The following is a 21870-nucleotide window of genomic DNA, read 5'->3' on the forward strand; positions in this document are numbered from 1 at the left end:
CGTCCGGCCCGGCGGCGCTCCCGCCTGCCCGGACCCGGCCTCCCGCACACCCTCAACCACGGAGCACCGGATGCTGCACCTCTCCGGGGGGAGCCCCCGTACCCGCGGCCACCTCGTCTCGGCCGCCGACCTCACCCGTGACGACGCCGTCCTGATCCTCGACACCGCCGAGGAGATGGCCCGGGTCGCGGACCGGCCGATCAAGAAGCTGCCGACGCTGCGCGGCCGCACCGTCGTCAACCTCTTCTTCGAGGACTCGACGCGGACCCGCATCTCCTTCGAGGCCGCCGCCCAGCGGCTCTCCGCCGACGTCATCAACTTCTCCGCCAAGGGCTCCTCGGTCTCCAAGGGCGAGTCCCTCAAGGACACCGCGCTGACCCTGGAGGCGATGGGCGCGGACGCCGTCGTCATCCGCCACCACGACTCCGGCGCCCCGCACCGGCTGGCCACCTCCGGCTGGATCAACGGCTCGGTGGTCAACGCCGGCGACGGCACCCACGAGCACCCCACCCAGGCGCTGCTGGACGCCTTCACCCTGCGCCGCCGCCTGGTCGGCCCCGACGCGGGCCTCGGCCAGGACCTGTCCGGACGGCGGGTCACCATCGTCGGCGACGTGCTGCACAGCCGCGTCGCCCGCTCCAACGTCCACCTGCTCCACACCCTGGGCGCCGAGGTCACCCTGGTTGCCCCGCCCACCCTGGTGCCCATCGGCGTCGAGCACTGGCCCTGCGAGGTCTCCTACGACCTCGACGCCGTGCTGCCCAAGTCGGACGCCGTGATGATGCTGCGCGTCCAGCGCGAGCGCATGAACGCCGCCTTCTTCCCCACCGAGCGCGAGTACGCCCGCCGCTACGGCCTGGACGGGGAGCGGATGGCCCGCATGCCCGAGGACGCCGTCGTCATGCACCCCGGCCCGATGAACCGCGGCATGGAGATCACCGCCGAGGTCGCCGACTCGGCCCGCTGCACCGCCGTCGAGCAGGTCGCCAACGGCGTCTCCATCCGCATGGCCGTCCTCTACCTGCTGCTGGGCGGCTCCGAGTCCGCCGTCACCAACTACCGCACCGAGGAGAGCAAGTAATGAAGACCCTGATCCGTGGTGCGCAGATCCTCGGCGGCGAACCGCAGGACGTCCTGATCGACGGCGAGACCGTCGCCGCCGTCGGCACCGGTCTCGACGCCGCCGGCGCCCAGGTGATCGAGGCCGACGGCAAGATCCTCCTGCCGGGCCTGGTCGACCTCCACACCCACCTGCGCGAACCCGGCCGCGAGGACTCCGAGACCGTCCTGACCGGCACCCGCGCCGCGGCCGCCGGCGGCTACACCGCCGTCCACGCCATGGCCAACACCTTCCCCGTCGCCGACACCGCCGGCGTCGTCGAGCAGGTCTGGCGGCTCGGCAAGGAGTCCGGCTACTGCGACGTCCAGCCCGTCGGCGCCGTCACCGTCGGCCTGGAGGGCAAGAAGCTCGCCGAGCTCGGCGCGATGCACGACTCCGCCGCCGGCGTGCGGGTCTTCTCCGACGACGGCAAGTGCGTGGACGACGCCGTGATCATGCGGCGCGCGCTGGAGTACGTGAAGGCCTTCGACGGCGTCGTCGCCCAGCACGCCCAGGAGCCCCGGCTCACCGAGGGCGCCCAGATGAACGAGGGCGTCGTCTCCGCCGAACTCGGCCTGGGCGGCTGGCCCGCCGTCGCCGAGGAGTCGATCATCGCCCGCGACGTCCTCCTCGCCGCCCACGTCGGCTCCCGGCTGCACGTCTGCCACCTCTCCACGGCCGGCTCCGTGGAGATCGTCCGCTGGGCCAAGTCCAAGGGCTGGCACGTCACCGCCGAGGTCACCCCGCACCACCTGCTGCTGACCGACGAGCTGGTGCGCTCCTACAACCCCGTCTACAAGGTCAACCCGCCGCTGCGCACCGAGGCCGACGTCATGGCCCTGCGCGCCGCCCTCGCCGACGGCACCATCGACTGCGTGGCCACCGACCACGCCCCGCACCCGCACGAGGACAAGGACTGCGAGTGGGGCGCCGCCGCCATGGGCATGGTGGGCCTGGAGACCGCGCTCTCCGTCGTCCAGCACACGATGGTCGACACCGGCCTGCTGGACTGGGCCGGCGTCGCCGACCGGATGTCCTTCGCCCCGGCCCGCATCGGCCGCCTCGCCGGCCACGGCCGGCCCGTCGCGCCCGGTGAGCCCGCCAACCTCACCCTGGTCGATTCCGCATACCGTGGACCCGTGGACCCCGCGGGCTTCGCCTCCCGCAGCCGCAACACCCCGTACGAGGGCCGCGAGCTGCCGGGTCGCGTCACCCACACCTTCCTGCGGGGCCGGGCGACGGTCGTGGACGGGAAGCTGACGTGACACCTTTCATCACCCCCCTGGCGGCGGAGCAGAAGTCGCAGGCGGTCACCGACTGGGCGGCACGCGCCGGCTGGGTCGTGGGCCTGCTGCTCTTCGTCGCGCTGCTCTACTGGCTGATGCGCGAGGGCTGGAAGTGGCGCGGCACGCTCCAGGGCGACCTGCCCGAGCTGCCCGCCGTCCCGGACGAGCCGGGGGAGACCCGGCTCTCCCTCACCGGCCGCTACCACGGCTCGACCACCGCCGGCCAGTGGCTCGACCGCATCGTCGCCCGCGGCCTCGGCACCCGCAGCCGCGCCGAGCTCACCCTGACGGACCGGGGCCTGGCCGTGGTCCGGCCCGGCGCCCAGGACTTCTTCGTCCCCGCCGCCGCCCTGCGCGGCGCCCGCCTCGACAAGGGCATCGCGGGCAAGGTCCTCACCGAGGGCGGCCTGCTGGTCGTCACCTGGCGGCACGGCGACAAGGACATCGACTCCGGTTTCCGCGCCGACCACCCGGCGGAGCACGCCGCCTGGGTCGAGGCCCTCACCACCCTGAACAGCACTACGGAAGGCGCACGATGACGACCTCCGCACCGGGGAGCAGGATCCCCGCCGTACTCGTCCTGGAGGACGGCCGCACGTTCCGCGGCCGCGCCTACGGGGCCGTGGGGGCGACCTTCGGCGAGGCGGTCTTCTCCACCGGCATGACCGGCTACCAGGAGACCCTGACCGACCCGTCGTACCACCGCCAGGTGGTCGTCATGACCGCCCCGCACGTCGGCAACACCGGCGTCAACGACGAGGACCCGGAGTCCGCGCGGATCTGGGTCTCCGGCTACGTCGTCCGCGACCCCGCCCGCGTCCCGTCCAACTGGCGCTCGCGCCGCTCCCTCGACGAGGAACTGCGCAAGCAGGGCGTCGTCGGCATCAGCGGCGTGGACACCCGGGCGCTCACCCGCCACCTGCGCGAGCGCGGCGCCATGCGCGTCGGCATCTTCTCCGGCAACGCGCTGCCCGACGAGGGCACCATGCTGGCCGAGGTCCGCCAGGCCCCCGAGATGGCCGGCGCCGACCTCTCCGCCGAGGTGGCCACCGAGGAGGCGTACGTCGTCCCGGCCATCGGGGAGAAGCGCTTCACCGTCGCCGCGATCGACCTGGGCATCAAGGGCATGACCCCGCACCGGATGGCCGAGCGCGGCATAGAGGTCCACGTGCTGCCGGCCACCGCCACCGCGGAGGACGTCTACGCGGTCGCCCCCGACGGCGTGTTCTTCTCCAACGGCCCCGGCGACCCGGCCACCGCCGACCACCCGGTCGCGGTGATGCGCGAGGTCCTCTCCCGGAGAACCCCGCTGTTCGGCATCTGCTTCGGCAACCAGATCCTCGGCCGCGCGCTGGGCTTCGGCACCTACAAGCTGAAGTACGGCCACCGGGGCATCAACCAGCCGGTGCAGGACCGCACCACCGGCAAGGTCGAGATCACCGCCCACAACCACGGCTTCGCCGTCGACGCCCCGCTCGACGGACCGGCCGAGACCCCCTACGGCCGTGTCGAGGTCTCCCACGTCTGTCTGAACGACGACGTGGTCGAGGGGCTCCGGCTGCTCGACCGGCCGGCCTTCAGCGTCCAGTACCACCCCGAGGCAGCAGCGGGACCGCACGACGCGGCGTACCTGTTCGATCGCTTCGTCTCCCTGATGGAGGGCCAGCGTGCCTAAGCGCAGCGACATCCAGTCCGTCCTGGTCATCGGCTCCGGCCCGATCGTCATCGGCCAGGCCGCCGAGTTCGACTACTCCGGCACCCAGGCCTGCCGCGTCCTGAAGTCCGAGGGCCTGCGGGTCATCCTGGTCAACTCCAACCCGGCCACGATCATGACCGACCCGGAGATCGCCGACGCCACCTACGTCGAGCCGATCACCCCCGAGTTCGTCGAGAAGATCATCGCCAAGGAGCGCCCCGACGCCCTCCTGCCCACCCTCGGCGGCCAGACCGCGCTCAACACCGCGATCTCGCTGCACGAGGCCGGCACGCTGGAGAAGTACGGCGTCGAGCTGATCGGCGCCAACGTCGAGGCCATCCACAAGGGCGAGGACCGCGACCAGTTCAAGACCGTCGTCGAGGCCGTCAACGCCCGCCTCGGGCACGGCGAGTCCGCCCGCTCGGTCATCTGCCACACCATGGACGAGGTGCTGGCCGGCGTGGAGGCGCTCGGCGGCTACCCCGTCGTCGTCCGCCCCTCCTTCACCATGGGCGGCGCCGGCTCCGGCTTCGCCCACGACGAGGAGGAGCTGCGCCGCATCGCCGGCCAGGGCCTCGCGCTCTCCCCGACCACCGAGGTGCTCCTGGAGGAGTCCATCCTCGGCTGGAAGGAGTACGAGCTGGAGCTGATGCGCGACAAGAACGACAACGTCGTCGTCGTCTGCTCCATCGAGAACTTCGACCCCATGGGCGTCCACACCGGCGACTCGATCACCGTGGCCCCGGCCATGACCCTGACCGACCGCGAGTACCAGGTGCTGCGCGACATCGGCATCGAGGTCATCCGCGAGGTCGGCGTGGACACCGGCGGCTGCAACATCCAGTTCGCCGTCAACCCCGAGGACGGCCGGGTCATCGTCATCGAGATGAACCCGCGCGTCTCGCGCTCCTCCGCGCTCGCCTCCAAGGCCACCGGCTTCCCGATCGCCAAGATCGCGGCCCGGCTGGCCGTCGGCTACACGCTCGACGAGATCCCCAACGACATCACCGAGCAGACCCCGGCGTCCTTCGAGCCCACGCTCGACTACGTCGTGGTCAAGGCCCCGCGCTTCGCATTCGAGAAGTTCCCGGCCGCCGACGCCACCCTCACCACCACGATGAAGTCGGTCGGCGAGGCCATGGCCATCGGCCGCAACTTCACCGAGGCGCTGCAGAAGGCCCTGCGGTCGCTGGAGAAGAAGGGTTCCTCCTTCGACTTCGTCTCCGAGCCCGGCGACAAGGCGGCCCTGCTGGAGAAGGCCGCGGTCCCGACGGACGGGCGGATCAACACCGTCATGGCCGCCATCCGCGCCGGCGCCACCCAGGAGGAGGTCTTCGCGGCCACCCGCATCGACCCCTGGTTCGTCGACCAGCTCTTCCTGATCCACGAGATCGCCGAGGAGCTGCGCGGCGCCGCCGAGCTGGAGCCCGGCCTGCTGGCCGAGGCCAAGCGGCACGGCTTCTCCGACGCCCAGATCGCCGCGATCCGCGGGCTCAGCGAGGAGGTCGTGCGCGAGGTCCGGCACGCCCTGGGCGTGCGCCCGGTCTACAAGACGGTGGACACCTGCGCCGCCGAGTTCGCCGCGAAGACCCCGTACTTCTACTCCTCCTACGACGAGGAGAGCGAGGTCGCCCCGCGCGAGAAGCCGGCCGTGATCATCCTGGGCTCGGGGCCCAACCGCATCGGCCAGGGCATCGAGTTCGACTACTCCTGCGTCCACGCCTCCTTCGCGCTGAGCGAGGCGGGCTTCGAGACCGTGATGGTCAACTGCAACCCGGAGACCGTCTCCACCGACTACGACACCTCCGACCGGCTCTACTTCGAGCCGCTCACGCTGGAGGACGTCCTGGAGATCGTCCACGCCGAGCAGCAGGCCGGCCCGGTCGCGGGCGTCGTCGTCCAGCTCGGCGGCCAGACCCCGCTGGGCCTGGCCCAGGCGCTCAAGGACAACGGCGTGCCGATCGTCGGCACCTCGCCCGAGGCCATCGACCTGGCCGAGGAGCGCGGCGCCTTCGGCCGGGTGCTCACCGAGGCGGGCCTGCCGGCGCCCAAGTACGGCACGGCCTTCTCCTTCGAGGAGGCGAAGGCCATCGCCGCCGAGATCGGCTACCCGGTCATGGTCCGCCCGTCCTACGTGCTCGGCGGCCGCGGCATGGAGATCGTCTACGACGAGCCCTCGCTCGCCGGCTACCTGGAGCGGCACGCGGGCCTGATCTCCGAGCACCCCGTCCTCGTCGACCGCTTCCTCGACGACGCCATAGAGATCGACGTGGACGCCCTCTACGACGGCCACGAGCTCTACCTCGGCGGCGTCATGGAGCACATCGAGGAGGCCGGCATCCACTCCGGCGACTCCGCCTGCGCGCTGCCCCCCATCACCCTGGGCGGCTTCGACATCAAGCGGCTGCGCTCCTCGACCGAGGCCATCGCCAAGGGGGTCGGCGTCCGCGGACTGATCAACATCCAGTTCGCGATGGCCGGGGACATCCTCTACGTCCTGGAGGCCAACCCGCGCGCCTCCCGCACGGTCCCCTTCACCTCCAAGGCGACCGCCGTCCCGCTGGCCAAGGCCGCCGCGCGCATCTCGCTCGGCGCCACCATCGCCGAGCTGCGCGCCGAGGGCCTGCTCCCGGCGGAGGGCGACGGCGGCACGCTGCCGATGGACGCGCCGATCTCCGTCAAGGAGGCCGTGATGCCGTGGACGCGCTTCCGCGACCCGTCCGGGCGCGGCGTGGACACCGTCCTGGGCCCGGAGATGCGCTCCACCGGCGAGGTCATGGGCATCGACAACGTCTTCGGCACGGCGTACGCCAAGTCGCAGGCCGGTGCCTACGGCGCGCTGCCCACCAAGGGACGGGCGTTCGTCTCGGTCGCCAACCGCGACAAGCGCGCGATGATCTTCCCGGCCCGCGAGCTGGCGGCCCAGGGCTTCGAGCTGCTGGCCACCTCCGGCACGGCCGAGGTCCTCAAGCGCAACGGCATCAACGCCACCGTCGTCCGCAAGCAGTCCGAGGGCCCCGGCCCCAACGGCGAGCGGACGATCGTCCAGCTCATCCACGACGGTGAGGTCGACCTCATCATCAACACCCCGTACGGCACCGGCGGCCGCCTCGACGGGTACGAGATCCGCACCGCCGCCGTCGCCCGCGCGGTGCCCTGCCTGACCACGGTCCAGGCCCTCGCCGCCGCGGTCCAGGGCATCGACGCCCTGACCCGCGACGAGGTGGGCGTCCGCTCGCTCCAGGAGCACGCGGAACAGCTCACCGCCGCCCGCCGGGCGTAACGGCGCGACGCCGCGGAGGGGGACACCGGAAGGTGTCCCCCTCTCCATGACCGGACGACCTCCCGAAGGCTGGACATGTACCGACTCTTCTTCGACCTGATCTTCAAGCGCATGGACCCCGAGAAGGCCCACCACCTGGCCTTCGGCTGGATCCGCGCCCTCGCCCGGATCCCCGTCCTGCGCACCTTCGCCGCCGCCGTCCTCGCGCCGCGCCACAAGGAGCTGCGCACCGAGGCGTTCGGCCTGCGGATGCACGGTCCCTTCGGCCTGGCCGCCGGCTTCGACAAGAACGCGGCCGCGATCGACGGCATGGCCATGCTCGGCTTCGACCACGTCGAGGTCGGCACCGTCACCGCCCAGCCGCAGCCCGGCAACCCCCGGAAGCGGCTCTTCCGGCTGGTCGCCGACCGCGCCCTGATCAACCGCATGGGCTTCAACAACGACGGCTCGGCCGCCGTCGCCGCCCGCCTCGCCGCCCGGAAGGAGGTCTTCCGGACCACCGTCGGCGTCAACATCGGCAAGACGAAGATCGTCCCCGAGGAGGGGGCCGTCGCCGACTACGTCGCCTCCACCGAGCGCCTGGCCGCCCACGCCGACTACCTGGTCGTCAACGTCTCCTCGCCCAACACGCCCGGGCTGCGCGACCTCCAGGCCGTCGACCACCTGCGTCCGCTGCTGACCGCCGTCCGCGAGGCCGCCGACCGCGCCGTCACCGGCCGCCGCGTCCCGCTCCTGGTGAAGATCGCCCCCGACCTCGCCGACGAGGACGTGGACGCCGTCGCCGACCTCGCCGTGGAGCTGGGCCTCGACGGCATCATCGCCACCAACACCACCATCGCCCGCGACGGCCTCGGGCTGCGCACCCCCCGGCGCACGGTGGAGGCCATCGGCGCCGGCGGCCTGTCGGGCGCTCCCCTCAAGGAGCGCTCGCTGGAGGTCCTGCGCCGGCTGTACGCCCGCGTCGGCGACCGCATCACCCTCGTCGGCGTGGGCGGCGTCGAGACCGCCGACGACGCCTGGGAGCGCATCCTGGCCGGCGCCACGCTCGTCCAGGGCTACAGCGCCTTCGTCTACGAGGGCCCCTTCTGGTGCCGCCGCATCCACCGCGGCCTCGCCGAGAGGCTCGCCGCCAGCCCGTACGCCACGCTCGCCGAGGCGGTGGGGGCGGGCACCCGCTGACGGCCCGGGGTGTGGGCAGCCGTTCCGCAGGGCGGAACGGGTGGGCACACCCCGGCCACCGGCCCGCACCCGCCCACCGCGCCCCAGCCCCCCGGAGGAACCCCATGACCACCCGGCCCGAACCCTTCGGCGCCCGTCTGCGCCGCGCCATGGACGAGCGCGGCCCCCTGTGCGTCGGCATCGACCCGCACGCCGCCCTCCTCGAAGCCTGGGGCCTGACCGACGACGTCGCCGGCTGCGAGCGCTTCGCCCGCACCGTCGTCGAGGCCCTCGCCGACCGCGTCGCCGTCCTCAAGCCCCAGTCCGCCTTCTTCGAGCGCTTCGGCTCGCGCGGCGTCGCCGTCCTGGAGCGCACCGTCGCCGAGGCCCGCGCCGCCGGCGCCCTGGTGCTCATGGACGCCAAGCGCGGCGACATCGGCTCCACCATGGCCGCCTACGCCGCCACCTACCTCGACCCCGCCTCCCCGCTGTTCTCCGACGCCGTGACCGTCAGCCCGTACCTCGGCTACGGCTCGCTGCGTCCCGCGCTGGACCTGGCCCGCGAGAGCGGCACCGGCGTCTTCGTCCTCGCCCTGACCTCCAACCCGGAGGGCGCCGAGGTGCAGCACGCCGTGCGCGCCGACGGCGCCTCCGTCGGCGCGACGGTCCTGCGGCACCTCAAGGAGGAGAACGCGGGCGCGGCGCCCATGGGCTCGTACGGGGCCGTGGTCGGCGCGACGCTGGGCGACCTCTCCTCGTACGACCTGGCGATCAACGGTCCGCTGCTCGCCCCCGGCATCGGCGCCCAGGGCGCCACCGCCGCCGACCTGACCGGGGTCTTCGGCGCGGCCGTCCGCGACGTCGTCCCCAACGTCAGCCGCGGCGTGCTGCGCCACGGGCCCGGCGCCGCGGCCCTGCGGGCGGCCGCGGAGCGCTTCGCCGACGAGGTGCGGGAGGCCGTCGCCGGGGCCGCCTGAGGGGCCCGAGGAGCGTTCTGCCGGAAAATTGACGGCCGGAATGTCCGGAAAAGTCCTCGTCGGGCAAGGCTGACCAGGACTTTTCCGCTGTTCTCGCTGACTGGAGCGGCATCGGCCGCTAGTCTCCGACAAGAGCGAACGTGCAAGCGCGTTGCTCGTTGCTCCCCAGGTGTGGGCCGACTAGGTTCCTCACCGGTCCGTATCCGACAGTTCGACATCCGAGGTGACGTAGGCGTGGCTCTTCCGCCCCTTACCCCTGAACAGCGCGCAGCCGCGCTCGAAAAGGCCGCCGCGGCTCGCCGGGCCCGCGCCGAGGTCAAGAATCGGCTCAAGCACTCCGGCGCCTCGCTGCACGAGGTCATCAAGCAAGGCCAGGAGGACGACGTCATCGGAAAGATGAAGGTCAGCGCCCTCCTGGAGAGCCTTCCCGGTGTGGGCAAGGTCCGTGCCAAGCAGATCATGGAGCGGCTCGGCATCTCCGAGAGCCGCCGGGTGCGTGGCCTCGGCTCCAACCAGATCGCCTCCCTGGAGCGGGAGTTCGGCAGCAGCGCGGCCTGATTTCCCAGGCACTCCCGGGAACCGGGATAATCGCTCCATGAGTACTGCAGTCTCCCGGGGGACGTCCCCCGTCCCCCCGGCCAGACGCCCGCGGCTGACCGTGCTCTCCGGCCCCTCCGGGGTCGGCAAGAGCACGGTCGTCGCCCACATGCGCAAGGCCCACCCCGAGGTATGGCTCTCGGTCTCCTGCACCACCCGCAAGCCGCGCCCCGGTGAGCGCGACGGCGTCCAGTACTTCTTCGTCAACGACGAGGAGTTCGACAAGCTGGTCGCCAACGGCGAACTGCTGGAGTGGGCCGAGTTCGCCGGCAACCGCTACGGCACCCCGCGCCGCGCCGTCCTCGAGCGCCTGGAGGCCGGCGAGCCGGTCCTCCTGGAGATCGACCTCCAGGGCGCCCGCCAGGTCCGTGCCTCCATGGAGGACGCGCAGCTGGTCTTCCTCGCCCCGCCCAGCTGGGACGAGCTGGTCCGCCGGCTGACCGGCCGCGGCACCGAGTCGCCCGAGGTCATCGAGCGGCGGCTGGCGGCGGCCCGGACGGAGCTGGCGGCGGAGTCGGAGTTCGACACCACGCTGGTCAACACCTCCGTCGAGGACGTGGCCCGTGAGCTGCTAGCCTTGCTGCGCTGAACATCTTTCTTCACCCCCATCGGAAGGCAGAGAGTGTCCTCTTCCATCACTGCGCCCGAGGGCATCATCAACCCGCCGATTGATGAGCTGCTCGAGGCGACCGACTCGAAGTACAGCCTCGTGATCTACGCCGCCAAGCGCGCGCGCCAGATCAACGCGTACTACTCGCAGCTCGGCGAGGGCCTGCTGGAGTACGTCGGCCCGCTGGTGGACACCCACGTCCACGAGAAGCCGCTCTCCATCGCGCTCCGCGAGATCAACGCGGGTCTGCTGACCTCCGAGGCCATCGAGGCCCCGGCGGCGTAAGCGGCGACCGTCTTCACCGAGGGCCCGGCAGCACGGCTGCCGGGCCCTTGGTGTGTCATAGAGCGTGTACGGAACGAGAGTGCGGGGAGCAACCGGCATGGACAAGCCGAAGGTCGTCCTGGGGGTCAGCGGCGGGATCGCCGCCTACAAGGCGTGTGAGCTGCTGCGCCGGCTGACGGAGTCCGGGCACGACGTACGGGTGGTGCCCACGGCGTCCGCCCTCAACTTCGTCGGCGAGGCGACCTGGTCCGCGCTGTCCGGCCACCCCGCCGTCACCCAGGTGTGGGAGTCCGTCCACGAGGTCCCGCACGTGCGGATCGGGCAGCAGGCCGACCTCGTCGTCGTCGCCCCGGCCACCGCCGACATGCTCGCCAAGGCCGCCCACGGGCTGGCCGACGACCTGCTGACCAACACCCTGCTCACCGCGCGCTGCCCGGTCGTCTTCGCGCCCGCCATGCACACCGAGATGTGGGAGCACCCGGCCACCCGGGAGAACGTGGCCACGCTGCGCCGCCGCGGCGCCGTGGTGATCGAGCCCGCCGTCGGCCGGCTCACCGGCGTGGACACCGGCAAGGGCCGGCTGCCCGACCCCGACGAGATCTTCGAGGTCTGCCGCCGGGTGCTGGCGCGCGGGCCGCGCGCCGCCGACCTGGCCGGACGCCACGTCGTCGTCAGCGCGGGCGGTACCCGTGAGCCCCTGGACCCGGTGCGCTACCTCGGCAACCGCTCCTCCGGGCGGCAGGGGTACGCCCTGGCCCGCACCGCCGTCGCCCGCGGCGCCCGCGTGACGCTCGTCTCGGCCAACAGCGAACTGGCCGACCCGGCCGGCGCGGACGTGGTGCGCGTCGGCACCGCCGTCCAGCTGCGGGAGGCGGTGCTGAAGGCGGCGGCGGACGCGGACGCCGTGGTCATGGCGGCCGCCGTCGCCGACTTCCGGCCCGCCCGCTACGCCACCGGCAAGATCAAGAAGAAGGACGGCGAGGAGCCCGCGCCCGTGGAGCTCGTCCGCAACCCGGACGTCCTCGCCGAGCTGTCCGCCGGGCGGGCCCGCCCCGGCCAGGTCGTCGTGGGCTTCGCCGCCGAGACCGACGACGTGCTGGCCAACGGCAGGGCGAAGCTCGCCCGCAAGGGCTGCGATCTGCTCGTGGTGAACGAGGTGGGGGAGCGGCGCACCTTCGGCTCCACCGAGAACGAGGCCGTGGTGCTCGGCGCCGACGGGAGCGCCACGGAGGTCCCGCACGGCCCGAAGGAGGCCCTCGCCGACACCGTCTGGGACCTCGTCGCCGAACGCCTGTGCTGAGGCCCTCTCCCGGATGATCGCAAGTATTCCTGGGGAAGCAGTGGCAAGTGTCACAGGCTGTGGCGCCAGTGATCGGGGACGAGAGGTTCGCCGCGAGCCCGGTGCGGATAAACTGACACCGGTCCCGCGTCGAGCGCAGCTCTCGGCCGGGCCATCAAATGATCAGCCAGCAGCCGCTGCAACCCCAGGGAGCGATGTGTCCCGCCGCCTGTTCACCTCGGAGTCCGTCACCGAGGGTCACCCTGACAAGATCGCTGACCAGATCAGCGACACGATTCTCGACGCCCTCCTGCGCGAGGACCCGAAGTCCCGCGTCGCCGTCGAGACCCTGATCACCACCGGCCTCGTCCACGTCGCCGGTGAGGTCACGACCAAGGCGTACGCGCCGATCGCGCAGCTGGTGCGCGACAAGATCCTCGAGATCGGCTACGACTCCTCCAAGAAGGGCTTCGACGGCGCCTCCTGCGGCGTTTCGGTGTCCATCGGCGCCCAGTCCCCCGACATCGCCCAGGGTGTCGACACGGCCTACGAGACCCGTGTCGAGGGCGACGAGGACGAGCTCGACAAGCAGGGCGCCGGCGACCAGGGCCTGATGTTCGGCTTCGCCTGCGACGAGACGCCCGAGCTCATGCCGCTGTCCATCAGCCTGGCGCACCGGCTCTCCCGCCGCCTGACCGAGGTCCGCAAGAACGGGACCATCCCGTACCTGCGCCCCGACGGCAAGACCCAGGTCACCATCGAGTACGACGGCAACAAGGCCGTCCGCCTCGACACCGTGGTCGTCTCCTCGCAGCACGCCTCCGACATCGACCTGGACTCGCTCCTCGCTCCCGACATCCGCGAGTTCGTCGTCGAGCACGTGCTCAAGGAGCTCGTCGAGGACGGCATCAAGCTGGACACCGACGGTTACCGGCTGCTGGTGAACCCCACCGGCCGCTTCGAGATCGGCGGCCCGATGGGCGACGCCGGCCTCACCGGCCGCAAGATCATCATCGACACCTACGGCGGCATGGCCCGCCACGGCGGCGGTGCCTTCTCCGGCAAGGACCCGTCCAAGGTCGACCGCTCGGCCGCCTACGCGATGCGCTGGGTCGCCAAGAACGTCGTCGCGGCGGGGCTGGCTGCCCGCTGCGAGGTGCAGGTCGCGTACGCCATCGGCAAGGCGGAGCCGGTGGGTCTGTTCGTCGAGACCTTCGGCACGAACACGGTCGACACGGAGAAGATCGAGCACGCCATCGCCGAGGTCTTCGACCTCCGCCCGGCCGCGATCATCCGCGACCTGGACCTGCTGCGCCCGATCTACTCCCAGACCGCCGCGTACGGCCACTTCGGCCGTGAGCTTCCCGACTTCACGTGGGAGCGCACGGACCGCGTGGACGCGCTGCGCAAGGCGGCGGGGCTGTAAGCAGCCCACGGCGAACGGCACGGCCCCGGACCGGCGAACGGTCCGGGGCCGTCCCCTGTGCGCGGCTGTCAGGCGGCCGAGGCCGCACCGGCGGCTCCGGACGGTGCCTCCTCGCCGTCTTCGGAGGATCCGGCCGGGGCGAACCGCTGCCGCAGGTCCTCGGCGGTTGCGGTCCGGTCGGCGGCCGCCGCCGCCCGCACGACGCGCTGGACGAACAGGGCGCACCGCGGGTCGTCGGCGCCGAGTCCCATGGCCCTGAGCATCTCCGCGAAGTGGTCCGCCGCCGACAGGCCGCGGTCCTCCTCCGGATCGGCCGGTGGCCGGGGCACCAGGTGCCGCAAGTGGTCGGGGATGTCCTGGTTGTTGGCCGCGGACGACAACTGGGCGAGCAGCCCCAGGTCCGCCACGGCCTTGTCGATCTTGTCGTCGTTCTTCGCCAGCCACCAGACGACCGCGCTTCCGGTGTTCTTGAGGACGTCCTCACCGAGGTAGGCGCGCTTGTTCTGCTCGTGCTTCCTCTCGTGTTCCCACACCGCCTCGTCCTTCCGGACGGCGGACAGCTTGCCGAGCCGTTCCCGGTCTTGCTCGGTGAGTGTCAGCACGACGTCCTCGGCCATGGCGTGCACACGCCCCGTACTGTCGAGGAGCATCACTCCCAGATCGCCGTTCAGCTCGTGCTGGACCAGCGTGCACCGGTTCGGTGCCCGCGTCGCCGTGATGTTCCGGGCCCGGCCGAGTACGGCGTCGACGGCGAGCGCGCCCGGGTTGACGAGAGGCGCCCCGGAGGGGACGTCGTTGGGGTACCAGCGGACCGTCGCGGAGAAGAGGAAGTCGTAGTCCTCCGTGTCGCTGGGGAGCGCCACATTCCTGACGCGCTGCTCCCTGCGCTCCAGGGGAGGAAGCGGAAGGTCAGGTTCCAGGGTCAGCTCGCGGGGGATGGGGTCGCGTCGGCGGCCCCACACCGCAGTCGCCGTCAGCGGGACCGCCACCAGGACGGCGGCCGAGGCGGCCCAGGCCCAGCGCGGCCAGTGGACCGACAGGCCCAGGATGACGAGAAGCAGTGCGCCGATGACGGTCAGGAAAGCCGTCACCGTTTTACGGCCAGAGCTCATCGTGCTTTCTCCATCGGGTGACATGGGCCCCGGGGGCCGGCCTACATGTCCTGAGCAAGGTCGATCTTCTCCAGCAGGCGGTCGGACACGGGGCCGCGCCGGGTTCGGGACGGTGCGTCGGGAGCCGCGGTGGCCCAGTCGCGGGCGATGACATAGAGCAGGCCGAGGAGATCGTTACGGCTCCCCGCGGCATCGACCAGCACGCCGAGGAGGAGATCGCCGAGTGCGGCGTCCTCCGCCGCGGTGAGCAGCCAACTCTCCACAGCCGCCTGCCAGGTGGCGCGGGGCCGGTCCAGGAGCGCGGCGTTCCAGCCCGCGGCCAGGGCGCTGCGCACGCCCGGTTCGCGCACCTGTGCGGGGGCGTGGCTGTCGGGCATGGCGAACAACGACGGCTCGTGGACGAGTTCCAGGAAGAGATCGATGTCGGCCGGCCGTCCCGGGCGGGTGGCGTCGGGAGCGAGCCGGTACAGGAGGCGCCGGCGCAGGCCGCGGTCCGCGCGGACGAGACGCAGCAGCGCCTCCCGGGCCTCCGAGCTGCCGTGTTCGCGCCTCGCCAGGTGGTGGAGGCGCACCAGGGCCTGGTTCGGGTGGCGCACCGCCATGACCTCGGCGCACACGCCCACGAGGACCTTCGCCAGGCCCGGGGACAGCTGGCGGTCGAGGGACCAGTCGTAGATCCTGGAGCGGAAGTACGGTCCCCACGCGGCGTCGTCCAGACCGTGTTCGAGGGCCTGCGCGGCGGCGCGCAGGCGCAGGCCGTCCTGTGCCGAGCCCGTCCACGTGCGCACGAGGACCGTCAGGTCTTCCGGCCGCCCCGTGCGCAGGCACTGTCCGGCGAACCTGTGGACGACCAGGTCCCGGTCGTCCGGTGACAGCTCCGGCAGGCCGACGACGCCTCCGGCCCAGGTGCGCAGGGGATCCCGCAGTCCGGGCATGTTCGTCCAGAAGTGGTCGCGCACCGAGGGCGCGTAACCGAGACCGGTGAAGTGCACCCGGCCGGACCGGTCCATGGCGGCCCGGACTTCCTTGAGGCGTTCGGTGATTCCCGCCCGCTCCAGTAACGGGGTCGCGCTGTCCGGGTGTCGCACCGTGGTGAGCAGGGCATCGGTGGCGCGGTGCACCGCGTCGGCGTGGGCGCCGTGCAGCATGGCGGTGGCCAGGAGCAGCGCGCGCCGGGGGCCTGTGTCCAGCGAGGCCACCAGGTCGGCGACGTCCCGGCCCCGGTCGGTGACGGCCGCGAGCGCCTCGCGGCACCAGGAGGCAAAGCCTTCGTGGGTGTTGGGGCCGCTCCGGGCCCGCAGGACGTAGTGGGCAAGCGTGGCGATGTCCCGCAGAGGCGGCGACTTGTCCAGATAAGCGACCAGTTCCCTGGGCAGTTCGTTTGTCGTGTCGGGACCGATGCCGTCCGGTCGGAGATGGGCCCGCAGCACTTCCGCGCCGGTCGGGCGCTTCAGTTCTGCCGTGAACGGTGCGAAGACCGGGGGGAGTTGATGGGTCAGGTGCCGGGGGAGTACCACCACCAGCCGGGCGGAGCGCTCCTCCAGCGTCTTGCGGAACCCGGAGAGTTCGTCCAGCACGTCCGCCCAGAGCGGTACGCCGCTCGTGGAGAGGTCGAGCAACAGACGGTCGCCCTCGGCGATGTACTCGGGGTCGAGCCGCGGAGTGCGCTCTTCCGGGACCAGTTCCTGGAAGGCCCCGGCGTCCCGGAGCTCGTGCAGCAGCATGAGGGCCGCGGTGTGCCGTCCGCTTCCGGGCTCCCCGCCCAGCAGTGCCGTGCCGGTCTCCAGGAGATGCCCACGTGCCGTGCCGAGTCCGGCCGGAGCGACGAAGCGCTGCCGCAGCCAGCGGAGGTGATCCCTGGCCACGCTCCGCGGCGTCCGCCCTCCGGTCTTGGTCAACAGCCCGGCCGCGGTGATGTTGATCTGGGGCCCGGTGCCGGCGTGGACGTTCCCGTGCGTCTCCGTGACGCGATAAGTGGCCCCGTCGCTCACCGCTCTTCGTCCTCGTGGCTCTCGCCCGTGCCGAAGTGCTGCCGTATTCCGCCCTCGTTGCCGCCGGACACGGAGAAGGCCCCCGCTCCCGAACCGCGTCCGGAGAAGTGCTGGGAGCCGACGTACTGGTCGCCCGTTCCCGCGTGCACGGGTCCCTGGGAGCCGTGCACCGAGACGCCCACCGTGCCGGTGAAGTCCCGCGACTGGACCACCGTTCCCTGGCTTCCGCCGCTCACCGCGTTGTGCACCGCGCCGGAGTCGGCGGGGGCGGCGTCCTCGGCCGCGAGCCGGGGAACCAGTTCGGCGACGGCGTCACCGATGCGGGCCAGGTCGGCCTGCGCGTTCTGGTGATCGAAGCGGAGGGACTGGACGTCGGCCAGCCGGGCCAGTTCCTCGGGCAGCGCCGTGGCGGACAGCCGCTTTGTCGTCCGGCCGTCGAGCACGGGAACCACCGGGATGGAGCAGGCGAACGCCTCCAGGATCTCCTCGCGGACCCAGTCGTCCGCCCGGTGCAGGCGGGGGGAGTCGCCCCAGCCGGGGCCGACGACCGCGAGGAGGACGCCGCAGCGCCGCACCGCGTTCCGCAGGGCGGGGGGAAAGGACTCGCCGGCCCTGATGGACTTGGAGGCGCGGAACACCCGGTCGTCCCCGAAACGGTGCGACAGCGCCGTGTCGAGCAGGGCGGCGGTCTTCTCCCCGTCCCCCGTGCGGTAGTTGATGAAGACGTCGGCCATGGCGGTACTTCCTCTCTCCAGTTGCTCGCTAGTGGGTGGGAACGGCGGGCAGGGCCGCGGCGAGGTCGGGTGCCAGTGCGCGTACCGAGGCGCTGCGTGGATGGCGCGCCAGAGTGCGTTCGAGACGGCGCAGGTCGGTGGCGATGGTCGCGGAGTCCACGGTGGTGGCGGGGCCGATCAACTGCCGTGCCACGTCACAGGCTTGGTCGATGTCCCCGGCGGCGGCGTGGGCGAGCGCACACCGGGCTCCGTACCGTGCACGGGTCCGCAGGGCGTGGCCGGGCACCCGCCGGAGCTGCTCGTCGATGACGGCGGCCGCCTGCCGCGGGCGGCCCAGGTCGTGCAGGCACCATCCGGTCACCATGCCGACGGGGTCCGCCAGGTTGGTGGTGCCGATGACGGGTCCAGCCGAGTCGGCGGGGTCGAGGGCGAGCAGGGCGCGGGCCCGGTCCAGAGCGCGCATGCAGGAGTCGTGGGCGCCCGCCAGGGCGTGTCCCTGGGCCTCGCGTTGGGCCGCCAGTCCCCGGATCCGCGGCGGCAGACGGCCGTCCTGGGCCTGCCGGGCCAGCTCGACGGTCTGCGCGGCGTCCTGCCGGTAGAGCGTGATCAGTGCCCGCCGGACGTATGCGTACGCCGCCAGGTCGGGGTCGCCGCCGGCGGCGGCCATGGCGACGGCCTGACGCGTCCACCACAGGGCCGCCGAGTCGTTGCCCGACTCCTGGACGAGCCAGCCGATGTACTCGGCGTAGCGGGAGGCCAGCCGCAGAATCCTGCGGCGTTCCGCCGGGCCCGTCCGGGAAGCCAGGTCCCGGAGCGTATGCGTCTGGGCTATCAGCGACGGGAGGACGACCCCGGGGCCGGCCGTCTGACCGAGCCGGCGGTACTGGTCGAACAGCGAGGTGGCGATGTCGAGCAATGCGGAGCCCTCGGCCCCGACGGGGGGCTGTGCGGCCCCGAGCCCCAGGGCGACGGCCGAAGCCGCCGCTCCGGTCACCACCTGCCGTCGGCTCACAGGCTGGAACCAGCTCTGACCACCGGCGGACAAGTGCATCGACCACACCTCGCTCTCCTGGATCTCCGGTGGAACGGAGGGCCCGGCGGGCCGGTGCCCCGGGGCGAGGGCGGCGAGCTCGCCCCGGGCCCCCAGCACCGCGTCGCAGAGCCGGGCCAGCTCCGGGCTCGGAGGCTTGTGCCCCCGTTCCACCTTGCTCAAGTGGCCCTTGCTGAAGTGCACCCGGCCGGCCAGGGCCTCAAGGGTCATTCCGGCGGTCAGCCGGCGCTTGCGGAGCTCCTGGCCGAAGCGGCGTGGCTGCTCGGACACCTGTACCTCCGTCCGTCGCCGTCCGTCCGGGCAACCCGGGAGCGCCGCGAGCCAGACTGCGGCCGGGGACCACGGACGGACAAGGTGGATACGGTTGTTTCCTGTTTCCTCTTCGCCGTGCACTGCCGTCGCCGTGCTCTGCGAGGGCAGCCGTGCTCTGCGAAGGCAACAGGACCCCGCGACCGCTGTCGACGGGGCCTCGGGCGGTCGGGGCCGGTCGCCCGGCACGCACGCCACCCGCGCCTGTCGGTCCCCTCTGCTAAGACTGAACTCGTGAGCAGCAACAACGACGCTCAGGGGGAGCAGCTCGCCCTGATCAGGGAGAGCGTGCGCAAGGCCAAGGCCAAGGCGCCCCGGGCGAAGCCGCGTACCTGGCGGGGGGCCGAGCTCGCCGGGCGGCTGCCGGTCGCGCGGGTGCTCGTGGACAAGGGGCCGGTCCACCTGGACAAGCTGTGGGACTACGCGGTTCCGGCGGAGCTGGACGAGGACGCCCGGCCCGGTGTGCGGGTGCGGGTCCGGTTCGGGGCGGGGACGCGCAACGTACGGGACGGCCGGCGGGAGGGCGGCGGGCTGCTCGACGGGTTCATCGTGGACCGGGTGGAGGAGTCCGAGTACCGGGGGCCGCTCGCGGCCATCGCCCAGGTGCTGTCGCCCGAGCCCGTGCTCGGGCCGCGGTTGCTGAGCCTGTGCCGGGCGGTGGCCGACCGGTACGCGGGGTCGCTCGCCGACGTGCTGCAGCTCGCCGTGCCGCCGCGGCACGCCCGGATCGAGGCGGAGCCCTCGCCCGCGCTGCTGCCGCCCCCAAAGGTGCCCGCGGCCGGCAGCTGGGAGCGCTATCCGACGGGCCGCGCGTATCTGGAGGCGCTCGCGCGGGGCGACGCGCCGCGGGCGGTGTGGACGGCGCTGCCCGGCCCCCACTGGGCCGAGGAGCTCGCCCGTGCCGCCGCCGCCGCGCTCGCCTCGCGGCGCGGCGCGCTCGTCGTCGTCCCCGACGGCCGGGCCGCCGCCCGGGTGGACGCCGCGCTGACCGGGCTGCTGGGCGAGGGCCGGCACGTGCTGCTCACCGCGGACACCGGGCCCGAGGAGCGGTACCGGCGCTGGCTCGCGGTGAGCCGTGGCTCCGTGCGGGCCGTGGTGGGCACGCGGGCCGCGATGTTCGCGCCGGTGCGCGACCTCGGGTTCGTCGCGATCTGGGACGACGGCGACTCCAGCCACAGCGAGCAGCACGCGCCCCAGCCGCACGCCCGGGAGGTGCTGTTGCTGCGGGCCGCGCAGGAGAAGGCCGCGTTCCTGCTCGGCGCCTTCGGATGCAGCGTGGAGGCGGCGCAGCTCGTCCGCACCGGCTGGGCGCTGCCGCTGGCCGCCGAGCGTGAGCGGATACGGGCCGTCGCGCCCCTGGTCCGCACGGTCGGCGACGGGGACCTCGCGCGGGACGAGGCGGCCCGGGCCGCCCGGCTGCCCTCACTGGCCTGGCAGACGGCGCGCGAGGGGCTGCGGCACGGGCCGGTCCTCGTCCAGGTGCCGCGCCGGGGCTACGTCCCCCGCCTCGCCTGCGAGCGCTGCCGCGAGCCCGCGCGCTGCGGGCACTGCGCGGGCCCGCTGGAGGCCCGGGACGGCGGCACGCTGCACTGCGGCTGGTGCGGCACCGAGGCGCGCGACTGGCACTGCCCCGAGTGCGGCGGTGCCCGGCTGCGCGCCCAGGTCGTGGGCGCCCGGCGCACCGCCGAGGAGCTGGGCCGGGCGTTTCCCGCCGTGCCCGTGCGCACCTCCGGGCGCGATCACGTGCTGGACACCGTGCCGGGCACCCCCGCGCTGGTCGTCGCCACGCCGGGCGCCGAGCCCGTCGCCGAGGGCGGCTACGCCGCGGCCCTGCTGCTGGACGGCTGGGCCCTGCTGAACCTGCCGGACCTGCGCGCGGGCGAGGAGGCGCTGCGCCGCTGGCTGGCGGCGGCCGCGCTGGTGCGGGGGCAGGAGGCGGGCGGCCGGGTCGTCGTCGTGGCCGAGCCCACGCTGCGGCCCGTGCAGGCGCTGGTGCGCTGGGATCCGGCGGGGCACGCGGTGCGCGAGCTGGCCGAGCGGGAGGAGCTCGGGTTCCCGCCGGTGTCGCGCATGGCGTCCGTCAGCGGCCCGCCGGAGGCCGTCGCGGAGTTCCTCGCGCTCGCGGAGCTGCCGCCGGGGGCCGACGTGCTCGGGCCCGTGCCGCTTCCCGCGGCGGTCGCGGGGCGGCCGCGCCGGCCCGGAGACGCGCCGGTGGGGGAGCGGTGGGAGCGCGCGCTGGTGCGGGTGCGCCCCGGCCGGGGGGCGGCCCTGGCCGCCGCGCTCAAGACCGCCCAGGCGGTCCGGCTGACCCGGCGGGAGGGCGCCCCGGTGCGGCTGCGGATGGATCCGCCGGACATCGGCTGACCGCCCGCTGTGGCGGCAACGGGCCGTGTACGACGGTCAGTTGGGGGCTCCCGGTGTCGGCGCCCGCCCCGTCACCCGTTGCGCGGCCCCGGGAAGGCCGGGGGCCGGGGCTCCTCGCGGTGGGAACCGGAGGGCTGGCCGGGGACCGAGCGGGCGGCCGGGACCACCGGCACCGCCCCGGCGGCGACCGTCGCGTTCTGCTCGGCCGCCGGGCTGTCCGCGGAACTCTGCCCGTTCGCCCGGCGGGCGCCGTAACGGCGGTGCACCGCCTGCTTGGTGACGCCCAGGGCCGATCCCACCGCGTCCCACGAGAAGCCGAGCGAGCGGTCGAAGTCGACCGCCGCCGTGACCAGCGTCTCCACGCTGTCCCGCAGCTCCTGGGCCAGCCGGACGGTCGGCGCCGGGGCCCGGCCGTAGACCACGAAGCCCGCGGAGGGGCCCGTACGGCGTGGACGGTAGACATTGCCCAGCTGAGCGGTCAGGGTACGCAGCGCGTCCACCTGTCGGCGGACCCGCTCGATGTCCCGGACCAGAAGATGCAGACTGGCTCGCGCCTGGGCGTCATGGGTGGCATGGTCGGGCATCAACAAGCCTCTCGGACCGGCGGTGAACG

General features: G+C 73.1%; 18 protein-coding genes. 13 read left to right on the plus strand and 5 right to left on the minus strand.

The window, feature by feature from the left end; translation table 11 throughout:
* Positions 1-70: 70 nt before the first annotated feature.
* The 12 genes from AC230_RS24060 to metK all read left to right on the plus strand — a co-directional run bounded on the left by AC230_RS24060 (position 71) and on the right by metK (position 13696).
* The gene (locus tag AC230_RS24060) at positions 71-1081 is read left to right on the plus strand and encodes an aspartate carbamoyltransferase catalytic subunit (RefSeq protein WP_049718412.1); all 1011 of its coding nucleotides are present in this window, start codon (positions 71-73) and stop codon (positions 1079-1081) included.
* On the plus strand, positions 1081-2364 hold the full coding sequence (locus tag AC230_RS24065) for a dihydroorotase (RefSeq protein ID WP_049718413.1): 1284 nt from the start codon (positions 1081-1083) through the stop codon (positions 2362-2364). Before AC230_RS24060 ends, AC230_RS24065 begins: the two co-directional genes overlap by 1 nt.
* Positions 2361-2924, plus strand: a complete 564-nt coding sequence (locus AC230_RS24070) for a PH-like domain-containing protein (RefSeq protein WP_049718414.1) — start codon at positions 2361-2363, stop codon at positions 2922-2924. The genes AC230_RS24065 and AC230_RS24070 overlap by 4 nt, the downstream gene beginning before the upstream one ends.
* Positions 2921-4060, plus strand: a complete 1140-nt coding sequence (gene carA, locus AC230_RS24075) for a glutamine-hydrolyzing carbamoyl-phosphate synthase small subunit (protein ID WP_049718415.1) — start codon at positions 2921-2923, stop codon at positions 4058-4060. Before AC230_RS24070 ends, carA begins: the two co-directional genes overlap by 4 nt.
* Positions 4053-7364, plus strand: a complete 3312-nt coding sequence (gene carB / locus AC230_RS24080; protein WP_049718416.1) for a carbamoyl-phosphate synthase large subunit — start codon at positions 4053-4055, stop codon at positions 7362-7364. The genes carA and carB overlap by 8 nt, the downstream gene beginning before the upstream one ends.
* A gap of 75 nt (positions 7365-7439) precedes the next feature.
* Positions 7440-8543 (plus strand): quinone-dependent dihydroorotate dehydrogenase, encoded by a 1104-nt coding sequence (locus AC230_RS24085; protein ID WP_049718417.1) that lies wholly within the window; start codon positions 7440-7442, stop codon positions 8541-8543.
* 104 nt (positions 8544-8647) lie between these two features.
* On the plus strand, positions 8648-9499 hold the full coding sequence (gene pyrF, locus AC230_RS24090) for an orotidine-5'-phosphate decarboxylase (protein WP_049718418.1): 852 nt from the start codon (positions 8648-8650) through the stop codon (positions 9497-9499).
* Positions 9500-9733: 234 nt separating this feature from the next.
* On the plus strand, positions 9734-10057 hold the full coding sequence (locus AC230_RS24095; protein WP_049718419.1) for an integration host factor: 324 nt from the start codon (positions 9734-9736) through the stop codon (positions 10055-10057).
* A 37-nt stretch (positions 10058-10094) separates the two neighbouring features.
* Positions 10095-10685: a guanylate kinase gene (gmk, locus tag AC230_RS24100; RefSeq protein WP_078871532.1), complete on the plus strand. Its 591-nt coding sequence runs from the start codon at positions 10095-10097 to the stop codon at positions 10683-10685.
* 33 nt (positions 10686-10718) lie between these two features.
* Complete coding sequence (gene rpoZ / locus AC230_RS24105) at positions 10719-10991, plus strand: DNA-directed RNA polymerase subunit omega (protein WP_049718421.1); 273 nt, start codon at positions 10719-10721, stop codon at positions 10989-10991.
* Positions 10992-11088: 97 nt separating this feature from the next.
* Positions 11089-12291 (plus strand): bifunctional phosphopantothenoylcysteine decarboxylase/phosphopantothenate--cysteine ligase CoaBC, encoded by a 1203-nt coding sequence (coaBC, locus tag AC230_RS24110; protein ID WP_049718422.1) that lies wholly within the window; start codon positions 11089-11091, stop codon positions 12289-12291.
* A 196-nt stretch (positions 12292-12487) separates the two neighbouring features.
* Positions 12488-13696 carry a methionine adenosyltransferase gene (gene metK, locus AC230_RS24115; RefSeq protein ID WP_049718423.1) on the plus strand — a complete coding sequence of 403 codons (1209 nt, stop codon included), beginning with the start codon at positions 12488-12490 and terminating at the stop codon, positions 13694-13696.
* A 68-nt stretch (positions 13697-13764) separates the two neighbouring features.
* Here metK and AC230_RS33180 read toward each other — a convergent pair whose 3' ends face one another.
* From AC230_RS33180 to AC230_RS24135, 4 genes are read right to left on the minus strand one after another with little or no spacing between them, the layout of a single operon-like run.
* Positions 13765-14808, minus strand: coding sequence for a hypothetical protein (locus AC230_RS33180; protein ID WP_049718424.1), 1044 nt, complete (start codon positions 14806-14808; stop codon positions 13765-13767).
* Positions 14809-14849: 41 nt separating this feature from the next.
* Complete coding sequence (locus AC230_RS24125) at positions 14850-16799, minus strand: hypothetical protein (RefSeq protein ID WP_049718425.1); 1950 nt, start codon at positions 16797-16799, stop codon at positions 14850-14852.
* Positions 16796-17533 carry a toll/interleukin-1 receptor domain-containing protein gene (locus AC230_RS24130; protein ID WP_049718426.1) on the minus strand — a complete coding sequence of 246 codons (738 nt, stop codon included), beginning with the start codon at positions 17531-17533 and terminating at the stop codon, positions 16796-16798. The genes AC230_RS24125 and AC230_RS24130 overlap by 4 nt, the downstream gene beginning before the upstream one ends.
* A gap of 28 nt (positions 17534-17561) precedes the next feature.
* Positions 17562-18854, minus strand: a complete 1293-nt coding sequence (locus AC230_RS24135) for a helix-turn-helix domain-containing protein (RefSeq protein WP_049718427.1) — start codon at positions 18852-18854, stop codon at positions 17562-17564.
* A gap of 273 nt (positions 18855-19127) precedes the next feature.
* Between AC230_RS24135 and AC230_RS24140 the strand changes: the two genes are divergently transcribed.
* Positions 19128-21257: a primosomal protein N' gene (locus AC230_RS24140; RefSeq protein ID WP_049718428.1), complete on the plus strand. Its 2130-nt coding sequence runs from the start codon at positions 19128-19130 to the stop codon at positions 21255-21257.
* A 71-nt stretch (positions 21258-21328) separates the two neighbouring features.
* On the opposite strand, the gene AC230_RS24145 is transcribed toward AC230_RS24140, so the two are convergent.
* Positions 21329-21841 (minus strand): hypothetical protein, encoded by a 513-nt coding sequence (locus AC230_RS24145; RefSeq protein WP_049718429.1) that lies wholly within the window; start codon positions 21839-21841, stop codon positions 21329-21331.
* Positions 21842-21870 lie beyond the last annotated feature (29 nt).

The sequence above is a fragment of the Streptomyces caatingaensis genome (genome assembly GCF_001187435.1).
GTDB classification, from domain to species: Bacteria; Actinomycetota; Actinomycetes; order Streptomycetales; family Streptomycetaceae; genus Streptomyces; species Streptomyces caatingaensis.

Coding starts and splice junctions, on each gene's coding strand:
- AC230_RS24060 (WP_049718412.1), top strand. CDS start 71: ATGCTGCACCTCTCCGGGGGGAGCCCCCGTACCCGCGGCCACCTCGTC.
- AC230_RS24065 (WP_049718413.1), top strand. CDS start 1,081: ATGAAGACCCTGATCCGTGGTGCGCAGATCCTCGGCGGCGAACCGCAG.
- carA (WP_049718415.1), top strand. CDS start 2,921: ATGACGACCTCCGCACCGGGGAGCAGGATCCCCGCCGTACTCGTCCTG.
- AC230_RS24085 (WP_049718417.1), top strand. CDS start 7,440: ATGTACCGACTCTTCTTCGACCTGATCTTCAAGCGCATGGACCCCGAG.
- pyrF (WP_049718418.1), top strand. CDS start 8,648: ATGACCACCCGGCCCGAACCCTTCGGCGCCCGTCTGCGCCGCGCCATG.
- gmk (WP_078871532.1), top strand. CDS start 10,095: ATGAGTACTGCAGTCTCCCGGGGGACGTCCCCCGTCCCCCCGGCCAGA.
- coaBC (WP_049718422.1), top strand. CDS start 11,089: ATGGACAAGCCGAAGGTCGTCCTGGGGGTCAGCGGCGGGATCGCCGCC.
- AC230_RS33180 (WP_049718424.1), bottom strand. CDS start 14,808: ATGAGCTCTGGCCGTAAAACGGTGACGGCTTTCCTGACCGTCATCGGC.
- AC230_RS24130 (WP_049718426.1), bottom strand. CDS start 17,533: ATGGCCGACGTCTTCATCAACTACCGCACGGGGGACGGGGAGAAGACC.
- AC230_RS24145 (WP_049718429.1), bottom strand. CDS start 21,841: ATGCCCGACCATGCCACCCATGACGCCCAGGCGCGAGCCAGTCTGCAT.